General features: G+C 71.3%; 18 protein-coding genes. 15 read left to right on the forward strand and 3 right to left on the reverse strand.

Annotation, left to right across the window (positions count from 1 at the left end):
* Positions 1-101 precede the first annotated feature (101 nt).
* Both B5F23_RS05690 and B5F23_RS05695 read right to left on the reverse strand, forming a co-directional pair.
* The gene (locus tag B5F23_RS05690; RefSeq protein WP_087352670.1) at positions 102-1,502 is read right to left on the reverse strand and encodes a WD40 repeat domain-containing protein; all 1,401 of its coding nucleotides are present in this window, start codon (positions 1,500-1,502) and stop codon (positions 102-104) included.
* Between the two features lie 18 nt (positions 1,503-1,520).
* Positions 1,521-1,880, reverse strand: a complete 360-nt coding sequence (locus B5F23_RS05695; protein WP_087352672.1) for a hypothetical protein — start codon at positions 1,878-1,880, stop codon at positions 1,521-1,523.
* 135 nt (positions 1,881-2,015) lie between these two features.
* Here B5F23_RS05695 and B5F23_RS09955 point away from each other — a divergent pair, with 135 nt between their 5' ends.
* From B5F23_RS09955 to B5F23_RS05710, 4 genes are all read left to right on the forward strand, one after another.
* Positions 2,016-2,141: a DNA repair protein RadA gene (locus B5F23_RS09955; protein WP_241145807.1), complete on the forward strand. Its 126-nt coding sequence runs from the start codon at positions 2,016-2,018 to the stop codon at positions 2,139-2,141.
* 146 nt (positions 2,142-2,287) lie between these two features.
* On the forward strand, positions 2,288-4,489 hold the full coding sequence (locus B5F23_RS05700) for a DUF3825 domain-containing protein (RefSeq protein ID WP_087352674.1): 2,202 nt from the start codon (positions 2,288-2,290) through the stop codon (positions 4,487-4,489).
* Positions 4,490-4,537: 48 nt separating this feature from the next.
* Positions 4,538-7,534 (forward strand): hypothetical protein, encoded by a 2,997-nt coding sequence (locus B5F23_RS05705; RefSeq protein WP_087352676.1) that lies wholly within the window; start codon positions 4,538-4,540, stop codon positions 7,532-7,534.
* 12 nt (positions 7,535-7,546) lie between these two features.
* The gene (locus B5F23_RS05710) at positions 7,547-8,086 is read left to right on the forward strand and encodes a hypothetical protein (protein WP_143786368.1); all 540 of its coding nucleotides are present in this window, start codon (positions 7,547-7,549) and stop codon (positions 8,084-8,086) included.
* Here the strand turns inward: B5F23_RS05710 and B5F23_RS05715 are convergent.
* The gene (locus tag B5F23_RS05715) at positions 8,070-9,311 is read right to left on the reverse strand and encodes a hypothetical protein (protein ID WP_087352680.1); all 1,242 of its coding nucleotides are present in this window, start codon (positions 9,309-9,311) and stop codon (positions 8,070-8,072) included. The genes B5F23_RS05710 and B5F23_RS05715 overlap by 17 nt on opposite strands.
* A 147-nt stretch (positions 9,312-9,458) precedes the next feature.
* Here B5F23_RS05715 and B5F23_RS05720 point away from each other — a divergent pair, with 147 nt between their 5' ends.
* The 11 genes from B5F23_RS05720 (at position 9,459) to B5F23_RS05770 (ending at position 22,635) form a co-directional block, all read left to right on the forward strand.
* Positions 9,459-10,187 (forward strand): vWA domain-containing protein, encoded by a 729-nt coding sequence (locus B5F23_RS05720; protein ID WP_087352682.1) that lies wholly within the window; start codon positions 9,459-9,461, stop codon positions 10,185-10,187.
* Between the two features lie 81 nt (positions 10,188-10,268).
* The gene (locus tag B5F23_RS05725; protein ID WP_087352684.1) at positions 10,269-11,468 is read left to right on the forward strand and encodes a protein phosphatase 2C domain-containing protein; all 1,200 of its coding nucleotides are present in this window, start codon (positions 10,269-10,271) and stop codon (positions 11,466-11,468) included.
* 99 nt (positions 11,469-11,567) lie between these two features.
* Entirely contained in the window at positions 11,568-13,076 is a 1,509-nt protein-coding gene (locus B5F23_RS05730) for a hypothetical protein (protein WP_087352686.1), read from the forward strand.
* A gap of 82 nt (positions 13,077-13,158) precedes the next feature.
* Positions 13,159-13,467: a hypothetical protein gene (locus B5F23_RS05735; protein WP_087352688.1), complete on the forward strand. Its 309-nt coding sequence runs from the start codon at positions 13,159-13,161 to the stop codon at positions 13,465-13,467.
* Positions 13,464-14,231 (forward strand): hypothetical protein, encoded by a 768-nt coding sequence (locus B5F23_RS05740; protein ID WP_143786369.1) that lies wholly within the window; start codon positions 13,464-13,466, stop codon positions 14,229-14,231. The genes B5F23_RS05735 and B5F23_RS05740 overlap by 4 nt, the downstream gene beginning before the upstream one ends.
* Positions 14,232-14,255: 24 nt before the next feature.
* Positions 14,256-15,539, forward strand: coding sequence for a type IV secretory system conjugative DNA transfer family protein (locus B5F23_RS05745; protein WP_087352692.1), 1,284 nt, complete (start codon positions 14,256-14,258; stop codon positions 15,537-15,539).
* A 2-nt stretch (positions 15,540-15,541) separates the two neighbouring features.
* Positions 15,542-16,813 (forward strand): hypothetical protein, encoded by a 1,272-nt coding sequence (locus B5F23_RS05750; protein WP_087352694.1) that lies wholly within the window; start codon positions 15,542-15,544, stop codon positions 16,811-16,813.
* Positions 16,814-16,818: 5 nt separating this feature from the next.
* Positions 16,819-17,928, forward strand: coding sequence for a transglutaminase domain-containing protein (locus tag B5F23_RS05755; protein WP_087352696.1), 1,110 nt, complete (start codon positions 16,819-16,821; stop codon positions 17,926-17,928).
* Positions 17,925-18,605 carry a PP2C family protein-serine/threonine phosphatase gene (locus tag B5F23_RS05760; RefSeq protein WP_087352698.1) on the forward strand — a complete coding sequence of 227 codons (681 nt, stop codon included), beginning with the start codon at positions 17,925-17,927 and terminating at the stop codon, positions 18,603-18,605. The genes B5F23_RS05755 and B5F23_RS05760 overlap by 4 nt, the downstream gene beginning before the upstream one ends.
* A 59-nt stretch (positions 18,606-18,664) precedes the next feature.
* Entirely contained in the window at positions 18,665-21,112 is a 2,448-nt protein-coding gene (locus B5F23_RS09705) for an FHA domain-containing protein (protein ID WP_087352700.1), read from the forward strand.
* Entirely contained in the window at positions 21,109-22,635 is a 1,527-nt protein-coding gene (locus B5F23_RS05770; RefSeq protein ID WP_087352701.1) for a RyR domain-containing protein, read from the forward strand. The genes B5F23_RS09705 and B5F23_RS05770 overlap by 4 nt, the downstream gene beginning before the upstream one ends.
* Positions 22,636-22,647: the final 12 nt, after the last annotated feature.

A 22,647-nucleotide genomic window follows, 5' to 3' on the forward strand; every position in this document is an offset into this window, starting at 1 on the left:
TCGCCCGAGACCGCCAGGTCCAGGGGCGCGCTCGTGGCTGAAAAGCCGATGGGGGAGAGCTCCGTGCCGCCCGGGGCGAGAAGCTCGAGTCGCCCGTCAAGTCAGATCACGGCGCCGATCTCCCCAAGGGCGCCGACGCACTCCGACCCCTCGGGCGCCGTGGCCCGCCCGAGCGGTTCCAGGGTCTCCCCGTCAACGAGAAGCACCTCGGAGCCAGTGCGCACGAGGGCTCTCAGGCCGTTGCGCGTCCGCTCGACCGAGAGCACGTCATCCGCTTCAAGCCGCGACTCCAAGGTCCCATCCCCTAGATTGACGAGCGCGAGGACGCCCTCGGCGGCGCCGAGTGCCCGGCTTCCGTCAGCTGAGACCGTAACGTCCCCGAGGGTCGCGCCATCATAGCCCGAATCGACCGCCTCCCATGAGCGCGTGTCAAAGCACCTGATGCCGTCCCCGTCGGCAACGACCAGGCACGATCCGTCCGGCGTGACGTCAAAGGCAGGGTGCCCCTCGTCGGAGACGCGGCGGTTGTCCGTGGCCTCGGCGGTTCTTGTCAGCCAGGTCTGGATGGTTCCCTCAGCCCCGGCAACGAAGGCACGCTCCCCGTCATCGGTGAGGGCGGCCCTTCCCTGGCGTCCCGTCCCCGCCGCCTCCTCCACAAGGCCGAGCTCGGAGACCTTCCAGACGGACGAGAGGGCGTCGATGGTCTGGAGGTAGCTGGTGTCCGAGTTGATGTTCTCGTTCGCGCCAATCTGGAGCAGCCTAAAGGCGGCGTACTCTGGGTTGTGGGCGGTGTCGAGGCCGTCCATGGCCTCCTGCAGCAGTTGGGCGTGGAAGCGGTAGTGCTGCAGGACCAGGTTGGCGGCGAGAAGGGCAAAGACGATGAAAAGCGCCGCACACGCCGTCCGTACCCTGCGGCTGACGAGTCGCTTCCGCTCCTTGTTGGCGTGCCGTTCCGATGCGGTCACATAGTCCCTCATGGTCGCGGTGGGGCGCTGATAGGGGTCGCTCGCAAGGGCGGCGAGCACGTCTCGGGCCCGGGATGCAGCCCGGACGTCCTGCAGAAGGTAGCTCGCGTCATGGTCGCACAGCTCCCAGCGCCTGGCCCGCTCGTCGAGGTCGTAGAACGAGTCGTAGAGGCTGACGTTGGAGCGCATGAGGAGCCTCCACGGATCGCTGTTCCTGCCCGCGCCCTGGGAGAAGTCCGCCCAGTTGCGCTCCCGCAGGGGAGAGCCGGGCTTGCCGGCCTGCTCCGGGCGCACCTCGTCAAGGCGCACGGGGATGGTGACGGCGGCGCGCGCCGCCTCGGCGCCTGCGGCAGGAAGAAACCTGGGGTCCTGGACCGCGGCGCGGGACATCAGGACGATGCAGATGTCGGCGGGCGCATCCGGGGAGCCAGGCTCGACTACGCTGTACTTCTCGGCACGCGCCACGCTTTTGGCGACAAGGGCGACGTCCTCGTCTGCCGCGCAGGCAAGGACGCAGATGCGCCGCCTCTGGTCCATGTAGCCCCCTCCCGATGCCTAGAGATTGCCTATCGAGACGCCCGTGCCGCTGCGGACGAGCTCCACGAGGTGCTGCGGCGTGTCCCCGAGGGAGTCTGCGCCCTCGAACATCGCTCCCATGCGGATCTTGCCCGCGCGCTCCGGGTTGACCCCCGGCATCCTGAGCGCCGCGAGTGACGAGCAGTTTCGGAACAGGCCGGAGAGGTGCTCGGCGTGCGAGGTGTCAAGCAGCTCGAGTCCGCGCACCTCCCGCAGGCGGGAGCACTCAGCAAACCAGTTGACGAGCGTCTGGGGCACGATGGGAGAGGCCACATCCGCCCAGCTGGGCTCCTCGTCTGCGGGGACCCTGACGGTTCCCCTCCTGAAGCTGCAGGTCATGCGGACCTCCGTCCCCTTGGTTGGCGCCATTCTACGCCGCTGTGCCGCCGCGTTGCGCAACGGGGCGGGCGGGCGTGGGACACGGTAGTCCCAGCGGCCGCGGAAGGCCGAGAAACCCATCGAAAGGGGAGCATCATGAGGATCAAGAGGCTCGTTCAGGCATGGCGGCGGCGCGACATCCGCGTCTGCCCGCACTGCGGGTACCGCGGTAGCGATTGGCCGGACAGCGGCGAGTGTCCGAGCTGCGGCGAGATTAGCTAGCCGCGCCCCCCCGCGGAGAAAGGGGCGCCCAAGGGGTGCCCCTTTCTTGCGGCGCGCGCGTCCGCCGATTCGTCCGCGGGCATTCCCAACCGTGGCTCGAATGTGTGAGATAACAGAAAGGCAACGCCGCGAAGGAAGTGGGAGTGATGCGGATGGACTCGCGCCGGGACATAAAGGTGTTTGTGTCTTCGACCTCGGTTGACCTTCAGGAGCAGCGGGAGGCGACGTTTAGGGCCATCCAGCGCCTCGAGCTCATTCCCGTGGTGATGGAGAGCTTTGGGGCCCACTCGCGCTCGCCGATCGAGGTGTGTCGCGAGAAGGTGGGCGGGTGCAAGTACTTCGTCCTTATCGTCGGCTTCATGTACGGCTCGGCCTACGAGGACGGCAAGTCGTTCACCGAGCACGAGTACGAGTGCGCGCTGGAGTCCGGCGCCAAGATCAAGGTCTTCATGCTGTCCGACAACGCCGAGGTAAAGGGCGCCTTCATTGAGAAGGGCGCGGGTGCCGTGAAGCTCGAGGCGTTCAAGGAGCGCCTGAGGAAGCGCCACACCGTCCAGTTCTTCGAGACCGCCGAGCAGCTGGGCGGCCTCGTCAAGGACGCCCTCACGGAGGAGCTCATCAAGAAGAAGGAGCCTCCCGTCCCCGTGCCCGTTCCGGCCACGTCCCTGGGCGAGGCCATCGAGCGGGCACTCACTGCGGCGGGGGCCAAGCCGGGCGAGGAGCTCGCGACGGCATGGGTCGGCAAGGTCCTGAGGGACGCGGGGATCCTCTGGAGCAGTCACGGCTACTCCAGGCTCAAGGCAATGCTCCTGGACTTCTCGGTGGAGAAGGGCGGCTTCCTGAGCTTCAGGGACGTCGTCCAGAACGGCGGCCCGCAGACGTTGGTCATCTACGTGCCCAAGTCCGGCCGGGCGGCCAAGAAGCAGGTGAGGGTGGACTGGGACAGCCCGCTCGCCAAGGCCGCGCTTGCCGCCTGCGACCTCGCGCTCGCCCGGGGCGGCCAGCCCGGGAAGAGCGAGAGCCTGACGGATGCCCCCGAGTCCGTGTCCCTCTCCGTCAACGTTCCCCAGAGCATGCGGGTCCGTCTCGCCTCCCTCCTCAAGGGTCTGGGCGAGAAGGACGTGCCCCAGCTCCTCGAGGTGGCCTGGGCCGCGGCACGCAGGAAGGGCGCGGTGCGTCGTGACGACGAGAGGGGCGAGAGGCTGATCTTCCCCGTCCCCCTCTCGGCGGACGCGCGGAGCGCCGGCTACGTCGAGGTCACGGTGATGCCCTCGGTCAAGAACGGACAGGAGGACAAGCCCTGGTACAAACCATGGTTTGTCTGCTTCGTCTCGATGAGCGTCCTCGGCGCCCCCGTGTTCGCACGCTTCCGCCCCATTGACGCGCTCGAGCGATTCTGCGGCCTCTCGCGCCTGCCCGAGGCCGTCCTCGGGCAGCTCGCGGAGCTTGCCCTTGACGAGCGCTGGTCATGGCTTCCCGCGAAGGAGGGGAGGCGCAACACCATCCTCGAGAACTATCTCCGGGCGACGTTTGCCCGCCTCGCCTGGCAGGACGGCCTCGTCGTCTGGAGGCGCGAGGAGGGCGGTCCCGGGAGACCGGCGCTGGCCGAGGACTTCTCCGGGGCCAGTCACATCTGCATCTCGGAGGACGGGACGTTTGCCGCCTTCAACACCGGGCTCATCTCGAGCTCGCTTAGTGACATCTACGCCTGCCTCAGGCGTGACGGGGGAGCGAAGGAGTTCTCCTGGGCGGGCTTTTGTACCGTGGGGAGAAGCGACCTGAGCCGTGAGCTCATCAGAAAGATCTCGCACCTGCCTCTTCGCGCGAGGTACTTCTCCAAGATCGGCGAGCTTCTCTACGATCCCGAGAGGACTCTCGTTCCCAACGTCGAGCACATCCTCGTGGGCAACCTCGAGAGGCTGCCCCTGGCGTTCCTTCGCCGCGAGCTCGGCGGGCTGCCCGGCCTGGCGGAGCTCTTTGACCAGGCGGAGCGGGACGAGGCCCAGCGCCCGGCACTTCTCGCCAGACTTAGAGGGACCCTCACCAACGACCGACTTGCCCTCGAGTCCCTGGAAAACGGCTTCAGGACCGCAGTCGAGCGCGCAAAGAAGCTGGTGGAGTGGGACTACAAGTTTGCGGTGCCCTCGTACTACCCGGCGAGGGACCGGATGAACTTCCTGCTGCCGCTTTGCTTCACGGACCCCCTCGTGGCCGACGCTGCGCTCGTCGTGGAGCTGCTCGAGTCCGGAAACTACGAGGGCCAGACCGTGCTCACGCTCCCCCAGGCTTTCGTCGACGCGCGCTGCATCGCGCGCCCGGCCAGCGAGTGGCTCCGTCCGCCAAGCTAGGGCTTCCGTCCCCGTGTCGCTGCCACCATAGACCGTCAAGGGGGTGCCATGGCGCAGGAGCAGACGATAGTCACCGTGTTTCTGGGCACGTCGGCCGAGCTCGAGGACGACCGGGTCCTCATGGGCGACTTCTTCGGCGAGCTCAACCAGCTCACGGCCGACCGCGGCGCGTACTTCCGCCTCGTGAGGTGGCGCTGGGACGGCCGCAACGACCCCCTGCGCGACTACGACGCCCTCGTGCGCGAAAGCGCCCTGTGCGTGTTCCTCTTCTTCACGACCGGCGGGCCCGAGATGGAGCGCCGCTTTGGCATGGCGCTCGAGGCGTTTCGCTCGCACGGCGCGCCGCAGATCGTCACGTGGTTCAGGAGCCTGCCGGACGGGCGCGCCCTCACCGCCGAGCTCGAGGCGTTCCGGACCCGCCTCGACCAGCAGCTGCACCACTTCTACAACACCTACGAGACGATCGACTCCGTGAAGCTCGGCCTCCTGCTGCAGGTTGCCCGCAGCATGGACCTGCGCTCGGGCTGGCAGGGCGAGAAGGACCACGGCCAGGCCCCCTCCTGGTCCCTCGGGACGATGCTGCCCGGGATGCCCGCGGCGGGCGGCCTTCCCCTCGGCGCCGCGACGTCGCAGCCCGCGGGCTCCGACGTCATGGGCCTTCAGATCAAGGGCGACGAGGTCTGCCTCTGGGGGACGCCCGTCATGAGCCTCTCCTCCGTCCCCGCCTACGCGGGCTGGCAGCGTCTCCACGCTGAGCGCGCCGAGCTCGACGCGCTCGAGCCCACCTACCAGAGGCTGCGGGCGCGCACCCTCGAGGACCCGGGTGACCAGGCTGCGCGCGACGCCCTTCTCGGCATCTCCCTGCGCCGCGAGGAGCTGGGAAAGTCCATCGACCTCGCACAGCGTCGCTTCCTCGAGTTCATGGCCGACATGTCGAGAAGAACCGTCCAGGGGGCCGGCGAGCTTACCGAGCGCCAGCGCCAGGCCTACCGCCTCGTGAACCGCGGCATGGTGGAGGAGGCCATCGCGATCCTTGACGCGGAGGAGATCCGCCGCGACCGCGACCGCGCCGAGCGCGACCTGATGGCGCTCGAGGCGAGCCGCGAGGCAGCCCTCGCGCGCCTGCGCTCCCACGTCTCCGAGCAGGTGCAGCTTGCCGAGCTGCTCGAGTCACGGCCGGGCGAGAAGAACGCCGAGCGCGCGGAGGCGCTCCTGCGCGACGCTGCGGACTGCGAGCGCGCGCACGCCCTGGGGTATCGCGCGCAGATGCGCCTCGCCGGCCTGCTCGTCGACGAGATGCGCCTCACCGAGGCGCGCACCTGCCTGCTGGGCGCCCTCTCCCAGATAGAGCCGATGACCCACGGGTGCTCGGACGAGGTCGCCTCCGACTTTGGGTCGATCGTCGGCCAGCTTCTGGAGGTGTGCCTCTCGCTGGGTGACGCGGAGACCGCCCGTCGTGCGGGCGAGAGCAGGGTCTCGTTCCTTCGCGAGGAGCGGCCGGACTGGGACCTCGCGCTCGCGGCCGCCCTTCGCGGCCTCGGCCGCGCGCTGACGCGCCTGGGGGAGTACGCCCCGGCACGCCGCTCCCTCACCGAGGCCCTCGAGATCCTGCCGGAGAAGACGAGCACCTATCACACCTCGGTCCTCAGGGAGAAGGCCACCGCGCTCGAGTCCCTGGCAGAGCTCCTCGTGCGCGAGGGCAGCTTCGAGGGTGCCGAGCACGCCCAGGTAAACGCGCTCAGCCTTCGCCTGGCCGCCGCCCGTCGCAAGGACGCGGATGACGAGGACCAGGTCAGGCTCGCGTGGTCGATGACGGCCTACGGTACCGTTCTCTTCCTCGCGGACGGGGGCAGCCCCCGGCGGGCGCTCAAGGCCTACGAGGCAAACGTGGGCAGGTGTCGCGCGCTCGCCAAGGGCCGCGACCCCGACCGCCTCTCGCTGCTCGCGTACACGCTGCTCCAGATGAGCCAGGCCAGGGTCACCGCCGACCTCGCGGACTCCGCCCTCGAGGCGGCCAACGAGAGCCTTAACATCTACCAGGGGCTCTACGGGCTCGAGCCTCGGGCGTTCGTGGGCAACTACGTCAACGCCATCTGCGTCGTTTCGGCGACGCTTGCCATGGGCGACCGCTTCGACGAGGCGGAGTCCCTGCTGCAGGAGGGATCTGGCCTGGTGGCGCCGTTCGCAGAGGAGAGGCCCGAGACGTACGGCCTGTTCCGGCTCCTGTGTGACTACGCGCTCCTGGAGGTCCGCAGCATCCGGGGGGACGAGGGCCTGCTGGAGGCCGCCCGCGCCGCTGCCGGGGAGGCCGAGCGGCTCATGGGCTACCTCCCGACCGCCGTCGAGTACCTCTACGTGTCCCTGCTGACCGAATTGGCGGACGCCGAGGATTGCCCCGAGCAGGAGGCGGTCGACGCTCTCGCCCGCGCGGAGCGGGTCGCCCGCGGGGCGGTCCAGGCGGGCAGGGACACGCTTCGAGGCCCCCTTGCCGAGGCCCTCTGTGAGTTGGGGCGCGCTCATGCCGAGGGAGACCCCCGCCAAGCGGCCTCCGAGTTCGCCGAGGCGCGCGACCTCCTCGAGGGGCTCGCCGCGGACTCCCCCGACCTCTACATGGGGATCCTGGCCTCCTGTGTCGACGGCCTCGTCCGTCTTGCCAAGAACGAGGGCGCGTGGGACGAAGTCCTGCGCGTCCGCACGGAGGAGCTCAGGCTCTTCGAGCGCGTGGGGTTAGGCTTTGAGGCGTGGTGGGTGACGGAGGCCCTCTGGGACGTGGGGGAGGCGCAGATGGAGCTCGACAGGCTCGCCGAGGCCACGGCCACCTTCATCGACCTCGAGGAGCGGTGCCGTGAGGAGGGGGACGGGGAGGTTCTTCTCGCGTGCTGGGAGAACCTCGGGCTCCTCTGCGGGCTGCAGGGCCTCTGGAGGGAGGCCGCCACCGCCTACGAGGTGGCCCTCGACGTCGCGGCCGACGTCGGGGCCGACGACGGGACGACCGACGAGCTGCGCGCCGAGCTCGCACGCGCCCGCGCCTCTGCGGAGGGCTGAGACGTGCCCCACGTGACCAGCATCTTCCTGGGGTCGAGCGAGGAGCTTGCGGCCGATCGCCGCGCGCTCGGTGACTTCATGGGCGGAGTGAACGACGCCTACGCGCCCCGCGGCCGACGCTTCAGCCTCGTGGAGTGGGAACGCGAGAGCATCGCGGTGGCGCGCCAGGAGGGTGGCAAGCAGGCGGAGTACAACGAGCTCGTGCGCGCCTGCGACCTCTGCCTCTTCCTCTTTCGCACCCGCTGCGGCGAATACACCATGCAGGAGGTCGAGGCGGCCCTCGCCGAGCGCGCCCGCACGGGGGCGCGCCCGGAGGTCGTCACGTGGATGAGGCGACCCCGCCCCGGCGAGAAGATCTCGCCCGAGCTGCGCGACCTGCGCGCACGCATCGACGCCGGCGAGCTCGACCTACCCTACCGCACCTACGACGACCTGCGCGTGGTTGAGCTCGACCTTCTCGCCCGGCTGCGCCCGTACGGGGCCGACCTGGAGCCTCGCCGGGTGGGGGACTTCGTCTACCTGGGCGACGAGCCCGTCATCGACCTGGGGTAGGGCCGCCCAGGGCGGCATTGCGCAGGGCCGCCCGGCATATCGCGGAGCCCACGACCCGAGAGAGCTCCACGCCCGCGAGCGCGAAGGAGAGCGTGGTGGGCGCGCTCGAGGAGAGCAGCGGGAAGGGGATGGCGGGAATCGGCACCAGGTGAAAGACGTAGAGGACGTTTCCCGCGGCCGAGGCCACAAAGACGGCGAGAAGCGCCAGCACGAGGTTCTTCTCGGCCGCGCTGAGCGAGGGCAGCGCGCGCAGGGACGCGACGGCGACGCTTGCCACGGCAAGGGCCGGCAGGGCGAGTCCCGCCCACCCAAACGCGGTGGCGGCCTGGCCGAGCGTGTAGAGGACGGAGGAGTCCGAGGTGATCAGCGTCGCACCGTCGGGAGCGCCGGAGCCCAGCGGGCGCGCGGCGCGGAGGGCCTCGCCAAAGAGGTTGAGGTCAAAGCCCGCGCCGTAGACGTCCTCCGGCGCGGAGAGCCATCCCATGAGGCGCTCGGGGAACAGGGCAAGGACGAGGGCGACAAGTACGGCTGCCGCCTCGGCGACGCCGAGCACGGCGCGGGACCGCCGCGGCGCGTTGAACACGTGGAGGGCCGCGACCACGAGCAGCAGCAGGAGAAGCTCGGCGAGCGAGCCCGAGACCGCGAGGAGCGCCGCCGCCACGGCGAGCGCCGCCGTGATGTCGCGCCGCTCGCCGCCCCGTGACGAGAAGGCCCCCGCGACGCCCGCGGCGAGCGCCGGGAGCGCGAGCGCCGCGGCATCGAAGTTCCACTGCCAGAAGCGGATGTGTCCGGTCCCCGCGGCGAGCCCGAGCGCGAGCAGGCCGAGCCCGAGGGCGGTGGCGCCGAGCTGGGCGTCGTCCGGCTCGCGGTCGGTGAGGCGAAGGGCGGCCAGGGCCGCCGCCGCAAGGAGGAGCAGCTCGCCGGTGCTGCCGAGCGTCGATGCGCCACGCAGGTAGAGGCCCATGGCGGCGAGGGTGGCGAGCGGCCCGAGGGGCGCCGCGTCAAGCCAGGGGCCGGCCGCGACGGCGGTGATGGGCGCGGACAGAAAGACGGCGTAGCAGGCGATCATTCCGACGGTGTTGTTGGTCATGAACGCGAGCGCGGCGAGGCATGCCGCGGAGAGGCCCGCGGCAAGCAGCGACGCCCGCCCCCTCCGGACGGCGGCGAGCACGCATGATGCGAGCCCAAGTAAAACGAACAGGCAGACGATGGCTTGGCAAGGCATGGTTACCCCCTTCTCGTGACTGAGAAAAGCGTGTTGGCGGGAACGCGACCATGTTGCGCAACGGAGCTCTTGGAGCGTGGGGCAGCGTGCTTGGTGTCATGAGGCGGGGCACACGGTCCCGCCCGACGCCAAGAGAGAGGACCTGCCATGTTCACCGAGACCCCGCGCTTCGCCAGCCAGCCGCCCGCCGCCATCGACAAGGACCACATGTCCGTGCTCATCGCGGTGGACACCTCCTCATCCGTCTCCGGTGCGGCCCTGCGCAACATCAACGCCAACCTCAACAACTTCAAGAGGATCGTCTGCGAGGACCCCGTCGCCGCCAAGTGCGTGGACGTCTGCGTCATCTCCTTCGACGACGAGGTCCGCGTGATCCAGGACTGGTGCCCCATCAAGGACATGCAGAGCTTCGAGCTCACGTGCGGCGGCTGCACCGACCTCAACGGCGCCGTCCTCACGGGCATCCAGAAGATCCGCGAGCGCAGCGCCGAGTACGTGGCGCAGGGCATCGTGGAGCGCAAGCCCTACCTCATCGTCATGACCGACGGCTTCGACACCGTGACCGGCAACGTGGACGCGGCGGCCGACCTCGTCTACCAGCGCGTCACCGGCAACAAGATGAAGCTCTGGTTCCTGGGCTACGGCGAGTACGACAAGGCCACCGCCTCCAAGCTCTGCCGCGCGCACGGCGACTGGTGCTTCGAGGTCAAGAACGGCGACTTCAACTTCAACGACTTCTTCGACTTCGCCGCCAACAGCGTCAAGGCCGTGAGCGTCTCCGCGCCCGGCGAGAAGGTCAAGGTGGACACCACCGTCGGCACCGACCAGAGCAACGTGGGCATGGTGCCCCTCCGCGACGCCTGGCTGAACGGCTAGCACCCTACAGGCCAACGCCCCCCCTGCGCCGGCGCCCCGCCTTCGGGGGCGCCGGCCCAACGAGAGAAAGGACTGGTTCACATGCTGCACACCTATGGTGCGAGCGTCGTCGGCCCGTGGCACGCCGAGGCCGGCGTTCCCTGTCAGGACTCCAACGCGTCCTGGGTCTCCGAGGACGGCACGCTCGCCGCGGCCGCGGTGAGCGACGGGCTGGGAAGCGAGCTCCACTCCGACGTGGGGAGCGAGGTCGCCTCGAGGGTTGCCGTCGACTACTGCGCCGAGCACGCGCGCCCCGGCGCAGACGCCCAGGAGACCATCGAGGTGCTCCGCGCCGCCTACCGGGCCGCCTACCTCGCGGTCCTTGACTGCGCCGCGGAGATGGGGGAGCCCGCCGGCGAGTTTGACGCCACGCTCAGCCTGGTTCTTCTCGACGGCGACCGCCTCTTCTGGGGGCAGTCGGGCGACTCCGGGATCGTGGCGGGCATGACCGACGGGACCTACGTCCTCGTCACGGACAAGCAGCGCGACGGCGAGGGCCGCGTGTACCCGCTCTGCTTTGACACCTGCTGGGACTTTGGCGTGCTCGAGGGCGCGGCGACCGCGCTGCTGTGCACCGACGGCGTGCTCGAGGGCATGATCGCCCCGCCGATCCTGGCCGCCAACTCGGACTGCCCGCTCGACCGCTCCAAGGCCCGCATGTTCCTGCACCCGCTCGCCGACGACGCGAAGCACCTCGACGAGGTGCAGCGCCAGGTTGCCGCCTACCTCGAGTCCTACCCGCGCGACCTCATCGACGACGACAAGACCGTCGTGGTGGTGTTTGACGACGAGCGCTTTCCCGAGAGCCAGCCGGAGGACTACTACGCCGAGCCCGACTACGAGGCCATCCTCGAGCGGGCGTACCAGAACCTCTACCGCGGCGACCGGCAGAAGTCCTCCGGGGCGGCGAGGGGGGATGGCGCGGCCGAGCCCGCGTCTTTGGAAGGGGGCGCGCCCGTTGCCCCCGAGGGTGCGGGAACCCCCGACCCCCGCGCCGACCCGGACGAGGGCGCTCCCGGCGAGTCGCCCGCGGTGCGAACGATCTGCCGCATGGGCGGGACCGTGGCCAAGTCCCTGAGGGACTCCACGCCCGCGCTCAAGCGAGCCGCCGGGGCCGCTCTCGAGGCGGGGGCGGTGATCGGGCGCGGCTGCATCAGGGCGATCGACGAGGCCCTTGACGCCGTCGAGGGCACGGCGCCCCCTCCGCCCGAGGACGCGGGTTCTTCTCGCCCGCGCGCGTGACGCAAGTGCACGGTTGCCGCCCCCTCGTTGCGCAACGAGGGGGCGGCGACGGCGCACACGATCGAGTTGTCGGTTCCGGATGAGGAAAGGGGAACGCACATGATCGTCTACGACCAGGACGGAACCAGGATCGAGCTCAAGGACAAGCTCGGCGGCGGCGGCGAGGGGAGCGTCTACTCCATAGCCGGCCACCCGCACTTCGTTGCCAAGATCTACACCTCCGACGCCGACGCGCACCGCGAGAAGATCGAGGCGATGGTCTCCATCGCGGGCGGGCCCGACAGCGCGCGCATCCCCAAGGCCGTTGCGTGGCCGATGGCGGCCCTCTACTCGGACGCCGCGCGCCGCACCTTCGTGGGGTTTGGCATGCGCCTCGTCAAGAGCGCGCACCGCCTCGAGGCGCTCCACGAGTACCCCGCTCCCGCGGGGATGCGCGTCACGATGCGCGAGAAGGTCGACTTCCTCGCGGAACTCTGCGACATCCTGGCGGCGCTGCATCAGCTGGGGCAGGTCGTGGGGGACTTCAACGGCGAGAACGTCATCATGGAGAAGGGCGGCCACCCCGCGCTCGTGGACGCGGACTCGTTCTGCGTGCGCGCGGGGCGTCGGACCTTCCGCTGCGAGGTCTTCAACGACGACATCGTGGCCCCCGAGATCGTTCGCGCGGCTCGCGCCTCCGGCGGCGGCTACGCGAGCTGTCCCGACGACGTTTTCACGACCCACGCGGACGACTACGCCCTCGCGGTCCACGTCTTCAGGATGCTCATGAACGGCGTCCACCCGTTCAGGTGCACGCCGGTGCCCCTCTCGAACGGCTCCGTCCCGGCTCCGGTGAAGACGCTCGTGCGCGTGGAGCGCGGCGAGACGCCGTTTTTCAGGAAGGTGCGCGGCGTCAAGGTGAGCCCGGTGGCCCCCGAGCTCAAGGAGTTCCCTCCCTATCTGGTGGAGCTCTTCCGCCGCGCCTTCGTGGACGGCCACGCCAAGCCCGCCTCCCGCCCCACCGCGCAGGAGTGGGGCGCCGCCCTCAGGCGCTACCGCGGCGAGCTCGTCTCCTGCGGCCACGGGCACTGGCACTGGAAGGGCGCCTCTGCCTGCCCGTACTGCGCCGCGGACGCCAGGTACGCGGGCGTTGCGAGCAAGCCCGTGCGGGCGGGCGGCGCACCCCATGTGACGACCCCGCCCTTCGGGGGCGCGAACCCCGCCTCGCGCGCCGCCAACGGCGTGGCCGCCGCCGTGCAGGCGCCCTCGCCCGCCCGCGCGGCGGGGCTGGGCGTGCCGTACTGGGTCGCCTCGCTGCTCATCGGCCTGGCCGTGTTCGCCCTCCTCGGCGCCGCCCTGCCCGTCTGCGAGCTGGCCGGCATCTCCCTGGGGATCGGCTACCCCGACTGGCTGCAGGTGGCCTTCCTCGTCTCGGCGCTCGCGGGCGTGGTCGCCTACAACCTGCTCTTCGTCACGCGCGTCGAGGGCAAGAGCTACCTCTTCGCCGGGGCGTCGGCGGTCGGGGGCATGGCCGCGCTCGTCCTGCTGTGCTTCGTCGTGGCCATCGTGCTCGGCATCCTGCTCGTGATCTTCCTCTTTGGCGTCGCCGTCGCCATCTTCTCCGACTAGCCGCGGCATGGCCGGGTCCCGCGCGCCGGGGCCCGGCCCCGCCGCCGTACCCGCCCGACCACCATCAAGAGAAGGGAATCCCATGAACAACGCGACCGACGAGCTCCTCATCGAGCGGATCCTCCGCGAGGAGTGCGGCTACTCCCAGCGCGCCGCCGAGGTGACGGCGCACGACCTCACGCACTTCGTGGCGGCAGACCACGACGACCTCGACGACGCCGTGGCGCGCTGGGTCCGCGACCGAGCGGACCAGGCCGACGTTGCCGTCGGGGGGCGCAGCGTGCGGGACCTCGTGGGGCTGGGCCTCGCCTACCCGGCCGCCCTCGTGTTCGCGGACTGGTACCGCTGTGACCCCGTGACGGCCTCGCGCGCGCTCGCCGAGCGGATGTGAGCGCGATGACCTACGAGGACGCGCTCAGGATGACGGACCGGGAAACCTGGTCCAAGCTCTCCGAGGAGGGCAAGGTCGAGGTGCTCCAGGCCGTGGAGGACCACATGGCCGCGGAGTGCGGCCGAGAGGCCCGCACCGTGGAGGGCAAGTGGCTCTACACGGGCGACGACGGCATCGAGCTCGGGCGCTACCAGACCGGGAACCAGACCATCTACGTGAACGCCTCCCAGCTGGGGGAGGGCTCGCTCTACGGCGACAACCCCGACAAGATGGTCGAGGCAGTCCTCCACGAGGGGCGGCACGCCTTCCAGCACGACGTGGCGGAGGGTCGCGTCCCCTACGAGGACGCCGAGACCGCCCAGGCCTGGGCCAAAAACCTTGAGCCGGGCGGCTACGTCCGGTTTGACGAGAACCCCCGCGCCTACTGGGACCAGCCCGTCGAGGCGGACGCCCGGCGCTTTGCGAGCGACAGGCTCTCCCAGCTGCGCTCGGAGAGAACCGCGATCGCGGAGCGCGACGCCGCGAGGGAGGCGGCGCGGGAGGCCTCGGGCGAGGCCCCGACGCAGGGCCAGGGTGCCGCGCCCTCCGGCGCCCCGGGGGAGGGCCCCTCCCACGCCGGGAGCGGGCAGGGCCTCTCCGGGGGAGGAGAGTCCGCGGGGGACGGTCACGACGACGCCCGCGGCGCGTTTGACTCCGCGGGGGACGCCCCGGGGGAGCAGAGCGTGGTTGTGCAACGGCACGGCCGCGGCCTGCGCATGATGTAGGCGTCCCGGGGAAGGAGAGATCGGATGGTCGCGAGAGACAGGGTTCTGAGCGGGTACGACTGGAGGGCGGAGGCCCCCGCCCCTACGCCTGACGCCGTCGTGCGGCTGGCGGGCACGGTCGGCGGCGCGCCGGCGACGCTCGCCCTCTCGGAGGGTGACCTCGCCACCCACGTGCTGTTCCTCGGGCCCTCGGGCACGGGGAAGACCAACGCCCTGCGCGAGCTCCTTCGCCAGGCCAAGGCCTCGATGCGCTCCGGAGACACGATGTGCGTCTTCGATCCTAAGGGGGACTTCCTCCCGCTGCTCGACCCCTTCCTCGACCTTGCCGTCCCTGGCGGGGCGGACGCGTGGAACGTCTGCGGCGACGTGGTCGCGGACGGCTGGGACGAGGAGAGCGTGGCGGCCAACGCGCGCGAGGTGGCGCAGACGGTCTTCGCCGACGCGATCGAGTGCTCGTCGAACCCGTTCTTTCCCAAGGCGGCCCGCGACCTCTTCGCCGACGTGCTCGGCGCGCTGTGCGTCTGCTCCGAGAAGGACCTCGACTTCCGGCGCAGGAACCTCAACAACCGCGCGCTGCGCGACTACCTCCTCGGGGCGACCGCCTCCGGGCTCCGCGAGTTCCTCGGGTGCGAGAAGCGCTTCTCGGGCTCGCTCAAGTACCTCGGCGACGGCTCGTCCGAGCAGGCGCTCGGCGTGCTCGCGGAGCTCCAGGAGGCCACGTCGGCGCTCTTCTCGGGCGCCTTTGGCGGGAGCGGGTCCTTCTCTTCGAGGCAGTTCCACCGCGCCGGGGTGGGGACGGTCTTCGTGGAGTACGACGTCACGCGCATGTCCACGCCCGCCTACCAGGTGATCATCGACTCGTTCATCAAGGAGGCCCTTGCGGGGAGGAGGGCGGGGTCGAGCACCTACGTGGTCATCGACGAGCTGCCCATGCTCCCGCACCTGCTCTTCCTGGAGAACGCCCTCTCCTTTGGCCGGAGCCAGGGCGTGAAGGTGATAGCGGCCGCCCAGAGCGTCGAGCAGCTCTACGACGCCTACGGGAGGGACGCGGGCGCCGCCCTCGTGTCGGCCTTCCAGACGCTCGTGTGCTTCCGCCCGAGCGACGAGGCGACGCGCGCCTGCGCGCGCGAGCGGTGCGGCGGCTGCCTGAGGGAGCTCTCCTACCTCTCCGGTGAGGGGCGGGCGAGCTTCGAGCTGCGCGATGCCCACGTGGTCGAGGACTGGGACCTCGCCTCCCTCGGGCGGGGAGAGGCGTTTCTCTTCCGCCCGTTCGCGGGCCCGCTGCGGTTTCAGTTTGGGAGGTACTAGGCATGGCAAGTATCCTGGGCGTGGGGACGGGGCTGACCGTCTGGGCGCGCGACCTCGTGGCGCGGGGAAGCGCCCTGCGCAAGGCGCGTCGGCAAAACGACGCGGCGCGCGGCATCGTGGGCTACGGGGAGGTCCCGTCGGAGAGCCTGCTCGTTGGGTCGTCCCGCTCGATCGTGCTGGGAGCCCCCGACGAGACCCGCGCGCTGGCGCTTTCCGGCCTCGCCCGGGAGTCCGCGGCGAGCGGCGCCTCCACGGTCGTCATCGCCGAGGGCGCGCGCGTGCTCGCGGGCGACCTCGCGTCCGCCGGGTGCCCGGGCGTGAGGCTCTTGGACTCCTCCCGGCCCCTCTACGAGCCGCTCGCGCGGCGCTCGGCGGACGGCGTGGCCGAGCTCTTGGACGAGACCTTCAAGCTCGTCCCGGGGGCGCCCCAGGAGGCCGGCGCCTACGTGGGGGCGCTCGTCCGCGTCCTCGGCCACAGGGGGCTCCCCGCGTCCGTTCGCCTGCTCGCGGAGTGCCCCCACAACCGCATGCACGAGGTGATCGCGCGGCTCGAGCTCTCGGGTGCCGTCGACGCCACCGAGGCGGCCGACCTCAGGGCGTGCCTCGACGTCCCGGCCGCGTGCCGCTCGTTCGTGGAGGGGTTCTTCCGCGAGGCGGTCGCCGAGGGGGCGCTTCTCGCCGACCCGCTCTCAATGTCCGTGCCGTCCATGGTCTGCGTGAGTGACGCGGCCCTCTCGAGCGTGCCGGAAACCCTCGTGCTGGACGTGACCTCCGGGCAGGCCCGCGCGCTTCTCGCTCTCGTCTTTGCCGAGACGCAGCTCTGCGCGCGCCGCTGCGCCCCGCTCACGGTGGCGGTCTGCGCGGGCTCCGTGGACGGGTGGGACATGCTCGCGCAGGCGCTCAGGAGCGCGGCGGGGACCAGCTGGGCCGTGGTCACGAGCGAGGCGCTCGAGTTCTTCTCGTCGGAGGACGAGCTCAGGCGCTGGGTGGCCTCGAGCTCCCGGGTGCTGTGCTTTGCCCAGGGGCACGCGTCGTCCGACCTGGCCTCGTCGGTCTTTGGCGAGTACGACAAGGTCGACGTCTCGTACACGCGCTCGGGCGGCGGGGGCTTTGGGACCTTTGGCGTCAACTACACGGACGGAAGGAGCACCACGCGCTCCATCAAGCGCGAGCGCGTGGTCAAGCCCGAGGAGCTGCGCGCGCTCGGCAGGGACGAGTTCTTCGTCCTCGAGGCGGGCCAGCCCGGGGTCGGCAGGGGAATCGCGGTGAGGTGAGGACGATGGGGAAGATCATGGACTACGTGCACGTGCCGTCGAGGTTCATGCCGCACCGGCCCGAGCCGGGTGCGCGGCGCGACGCCTACGACGCGCTGGTGGACGGCCTACTCGAGTATCGCGGGAGCGTCCGGGTGCCGCGCGGGGTGACGATGGAGGACCTGGACAGGCTCGTCGACCTGGTGAAGCTGGACTTTCCGGAGCTCTTCTACGTGGGCTCGGGGACCATCACCTCAAGGAGGCTCGGGCACTGCCAGGTCTCCCTCGAGTACGCCCCGTGCTACCGCCTGGGCGAGAAGGACGTCCTGTCCACGCTCGAGGCCATGGAGCGCGCGACCGACGAGGTGGTCCGTGAGCTCACCCTCACGCGCCCCCAGGTGCTGCCCGGGGCGGTGTCGTACGACGACCACACGCTCGACGACCTCACCGCGCTGCACGACTGGCTCGTCCGGCGCTTCGCGTACGCGGACGGGGACCGCCCGTACGCGCACGAGGCCCCCGGACCGCTCGTGTACGGCGTCGGGGTCTGCGAGGGCGTTGCCAAGGCGTACAAGTACCTCTGCGACCGCTGCGGCCTCGCCTGCTGCGTGGTCACGGGAGAGGCGCAAGACCCCGGGTGCCCGTCGGACGCCCCCGGGCCCCACGCCTGGAACCTCGTCAGGGTGCCCTCGCGCGAGGTGTGGCGCCGCCGCGACGAGCCGCCCCCGTGCCGCGAGGCCGAGTGGGCCAATGTGGACGTGACCTTCGACGCCTCGCTCTCGCACGCCATCGTCCGGCACGACTACTTCGGCGTCACGGACGCCGCGATCGCCGCGAGCCACCGCCGCGACGCGTCGTGCCCGCTTCCGGGCGGGAACGCCTCCCTGCGCTACTACGAGAGCAAAAACCTGGTGGCCACCGCCGCGACGCGCCTCGCCCAGATCGTCGACTTCGACCTGCCTCGCCTGGGCGGGGCGGAGTTCGTTATGCCGTGCATCTGGGGCGGCCGCCCCCAGGTGGACCAGGCGGTGGAGCACGGGCTGGCGAAAAGCTCCGAGCTCGGCCGCGCTGGCCGCGCCTACGCCATCTACCCCAACTACGACCGCATGGTCTTTGGCGTGGAGGTGCTCTCGTGAGCGGGGTCGCCGCCACGCCCGAGCTGCACGCGGCGCGCGCCGGCGGCTTCGAGGTCGCCGCGGCGACGCTGCGCGGGGCCCGACGGGAGGTCAACGAGGACCGTGTCAGCGTGTGCGGGCGGGGGTTCTGCGTCTTTGACGGCATCGGCGGGTGCGGGGCGGGCGAGGTCTTCGCCGAGCTCGCGGCCAACCGGGTGCGAAGGGGGCTCCTCGGCGGGGAGGACCCCGGGCGCGCGCTCGCGGGGGCGAGCCGCGACCTCGCGTCCCTGGGGCGGGAGGTGCTCCGCTCCCCGGGCGGCGCGACGGGCTGCGCCTGCGCGCTCGGCGAGGGCGGCTGTCGCCTCGCCGTCATGGGCGACGTCCGCGTCTTCCTCGTCGGGCCGGAGGGCGTCGAGGAGGTGTGCCGGGACGTCCCCGGCCTCGACGGCGCGTACCTCGGCGACGGCCGCAGTGCGCCGCGCGTCGGCCTCATCGGCGAGAGGCGCCTGGACGCGCACGTTCTTCTCGCCTGCTCGGACGGGTTCTGGCGCTTCGTGGGCGCGCGGGAGCTCGCGGAGGTCGTGCGGGGAGCGCCCACGCTCGGCGAGGCGGCCGCGCTGCTCGTGCGGCTTGCGCGGAGCTGCGCCTCGCCCGACGACGTGACCGTCGCCCTCTGCCGTCCGCTTGCCGAGTCCTGACCGAGGTAGCCATGGCCGGGCCGTACAGTGAGAGGGTCACGCCGCGAGGAGGAGTCGCCATGCCCGTTCCCATCCACTACGTGAGCCAAGCGATCGGCTCGTACCTGACCGCGCTCTACGGGGCGAGAAACGCCGGCGGCGGGCTCGAGAACCCCTGGAGGCTTCTGGGCACGAGGCCGAGCGAGGCGGGCGCCGTCGCGGACCAGATGGTCTCCAACGGCAGCTACTTCACCAGCTACGCGTGCGCGGGGACCTACCGGCTGCTGGCTGCGGGCGGTGCCCAGTACGGGCCCGTCGAGGAGCGCCGGAAGCTCTACGCCGGCCTCCTGGGGCCGCTCAGGCGGACGACCCGCAAGGCACGCTTTGTCCGCGCGGCGAGGGGCGGGACGGCTGCGGGTGCGCGGCGTGACGGCTCCGGCCGCCTGCGCCTTGGCGAGAAGAGCCAGGGATGGGTGCGCAAGAAGTTCTACGAGGCGTGGGTGCTCCCGCCCACCGACCACGAGATCGAGAAGCGCCTGGTCGAGAGCCTGAGGAAGCTCGACGGCGCGCGGGAGGGCAGCCTTGCCGCCTGCCTGCGCGCGGTGCTCGAGCGCGTGCTTGACGAGGCGCGCCTCTACCAGGAGCTGAGACGCGAGGCCGAGGCGGCGGAGGAGCGCGGCGAGGCGAGCCGCGAGATCATGCTGCTCGAGGACTACCGCGCCCTGCTGCCCATCTGGGTCTACACGCAGCGCACGCACGCCCACGAGGAGTGCGAGGGCCTGCCGGTCAACCTCTACAACCTCGACTTCTGGTCGTATCGCCCCTTTGCCGAGGACGGGGAGGGAAGAGGCTCGCTGCCGGCGCTCGTGGACGACCTCCGCTCCTGCTTCGAGCAGGATGCGCAGCTCGCGGGGCAGGGCCTCGTCGAGCGCTTTGTGCAGCGCGTAGACGATCTCTTCGAGCAGTGCGCGCGTGACGACGAGAGCGGCGGGCCCTCCCTGGCATTTGAGGACGGCTGCGACGTTGACGCGCCCTCGGTGAGGGAGCTCCTCGCTCGGCTGCAGGCGGGCGAGAAGGGCGTCGTCCCCGCATGGGCCGTGAACCGCGCCGAGCTCATCTGGCTGATCATGGTCTCAAGCTGCGTGGGGCTCGAGGCCGCGCTCGGTGGCGGCGGGACCCAGACGGCGGATGAGCTCGCGGCGGCGGAGGAGCTCCTCGACTCCGACGAGCTCGGGAGGGGCTCGGGGGTGGTCCCGCTGAGCTCCCGGGTCGGCTCGCACGGCGCGGGCTCCCTTGACCTCGACCTGGGGGACGAGGCGGGCGACGAGGGGGTCGTGTGCGTGCTGGGGCGCGAGCGCGACCCTGGGTTCTGGACGCCCTGGGCGGTCCGCGCGAAGGAGCTCCTGGGTGAGTTCTTCCTGCCCGAGACGCACCTTGACGCGACCGCGTCGGACGGCCTCCCCACGCAGCTGCGCGATGCCGCGATCGCGCACTTCGACCTCTCCACGAGGGAGGGGGCCGAGGCACTGGGGAGCTTCGCCCGCTTGGAGGCGGTCGGCTCCGGTCGCCTGGACGTGGCGGGGATGCTCGTCGACGCCGCGGTGCGCGCTCTCGGCGAGGGTCTGCGGGAATCCTTCGACTCGGGCTACGAGCCGGGCCAGGGGAGCGCGCTCGACCTGGGGACGGACGAGCGCTCAGGGGCCGGCACGCTCGTCGGCGCGGCCCGCGCAGCTGCGGAGGAGCTCAACAGGCTCCTGGTAGACGAGCTGCGCGCGCAGCGGGAGGACGAGTACGCCCGTACCGTCGCCGTGCTCGACGAGGAGGTTCCGGATCCCGAGGAGCGTGCCCTGCGGGAGCGCGAGGCAAGAAAGCGCCGCGACGCACGGGTGCCGAGCGTGCGGGCCGCCGTCTCGAGGTGGCTGGAGCGCGTGCTCGAGGGCTACTTCGACCAGCAGCGCGCCCTGCGCAGGCGCGACTCGGGGCCCGCGTTTGCGGGGCGCTCCCGGCTCGATGTCCTTCTCGACCAGCTGGAGGACGAGTACGCGGCGAGGTACGGGCACGACCCCTCCATGCGCCTGGCGGTCGGGCAGCTGCGCGACGGCCTCGTGCGGCTCCTGTCCCCGGCTCGCGTGAAGGTCATCTCGCGGCGGAAGGTGTGCGCGAGCGTCGACGAGGTCTTCTCGAGCCTCGGCAAGGCGGAGGGATCCCGCTACCTGACGCTGCCCTCGGCTGACGTCTCCGCCCGGCACGCGGTGCTCTACCTGAGCGGCGGCCGGCTCATGCTGGCAGACGCGGGATCGCTGCAGGGGACGGCGGTCATCCGCGAGCGCAGGGAGCCCTCGCAGGGGGCCGCCCTGGTTCGCGAGGAGGCGCTCGTGCTGGAGGGCACGGGGCGCAGGCTCGGCCGGATGCTCGACGCCACCTGGATGCCGTCGGAGCGCCGCGAGGTGCCGGAGGTCGAGCTGCGCCGCGGCGACGTCATCCGCCTGGCCGGGCAGACCGTGGTGAGGGTGGGGGGCGCGTCGTGACCGAGGACTTCATCGACGGAGGGGCCTCGCCGTCCCCGGGTGCGCCCGCGCTGTCCTTTGACGGGGGCTACTTCCTCTGCGCGGAGCCCGTCCCCCCACGCGCGCGGGCGCGCTCGAGCTCGGGCAAGAAGTACGTGTACCGCGGCACCTACGTGCGCGCGCTCGACGCGGGCGAGCTCAGGGTGCCCGCGTGCGCGATCTTCTTCGCGCGCGAGGGCCGCGACGTGGACTACGCGCGGGAGCGTGCGGGGCTCGTCCTGGGGTCTGCGCTGGGCGTGGGCCCGCGCACCCTCGAGGTGGACGCGAGCAGGAGGCTGCCCGACGCGGGGCCGGACGAGCGGGCCCTTCCCATGCTGGTCGAGGAGGACGTGGGCGTGAGCCTGGAGGACGCCCTGCGCGGCGCGCCCGTCCCGCGCTTCTCGGACGGCGCGGAGCTCGCCGGCGAGCCGCTCCCCGACCCGTCCACGCCCGAGGGCGCCCGCGTGGCGCACAAGATCCTGTTTGACGTGCTCTGCCAGGTGGAGGCCCTGCACCGGCAGGGGCTCTACCACCGCGACCTCCGCTCCGCCAACGTGGCCCTGCGCTCGTGGGGACCGGGGGCGGAGGGCGTGCGCGCCACCCTGCTCGACCTCGAGTTCGTGACCGGCGAGCGCCGGGGGCTCGTGCGCTGCGCGCCCTACTACGACCGGCTCTTCGCCGAGGGCGGCCTCGCGTGCCTGGGGCGCGCGCCCACGCTGCTCGAGCAGGACCTCGGCTACCTCGCGGTTCTCGCCGCCGAGGTGCTGTGCGGGCGAGCCGCGTCCGAGCTTGCCGACGACGAGGTCCGCGACGTCTTGCGCTCCCCGCACTGTCCGCTCAGGGTGGGGCCCGCGGGCGCCTTCTCGCGCCGCCTGCTGCTCCGCGACGTCTGGCGCGAGGCGCGCCTGGCGGGGCTGCCCACGGTCGGGGAGGCGTACGGGCACGTCTCGGCGCGGGCGGTCGCCGTCGCGCAGGGGGAGACGCGTCACGCCGGCTATGTTGACACGCTGGATCGCATTCGACTTGAGAGGAGCGTCGAGATGATCCTCGAGCAGCAGACGATCGAGCGGCTGGCCCGCGCGGTCTTCGAGAACTACCGCGAGCACCGCAGGAGGGACGGCCTGGACGTCGAGTACGAGACCTTCGACGAGCAGCCCGAGGACTTCAGGGAGTCCTGCCTCGAGCAGGCCCGCTCCTACTGCGACAAGGTGCGCCTCCTCGGGTGCGAGCTCGTGCTCGCCCAGGAGTGCGACGAGGCGAGCCGCGTCCGTTCGCTCAGCGAGGACGAGGTGGAGTTTCTCGCCCGCGTGGAGCACGACCGCTGGGTGGAGGAGCGCACCCGCGCCGGGTGGACATATGGCGCCGAGAAGGACGTGGAGCGGAGGGTCTCGCCGTACCTGGTGGGCTGGGAGGAGCTCTCCGACGAGGTCCGCGAGTACGACCGCGCGCCCATGCGTGAGATGATAGCGCTCGTGGAGTCGGCGGGGCTCGCGGTGACGAGGTAGGGCGCGGCGCCT

This window comes from Olsenella sp. An188 (genome assembly GCF_002160255.1).
Classification (GTDB): Bacteria; Actinomycetota; Coriobacteriia; order Coriobacteriales; family Atopobiaceae; genus Thermophilibacter; species Thermophilibacter avistercoris.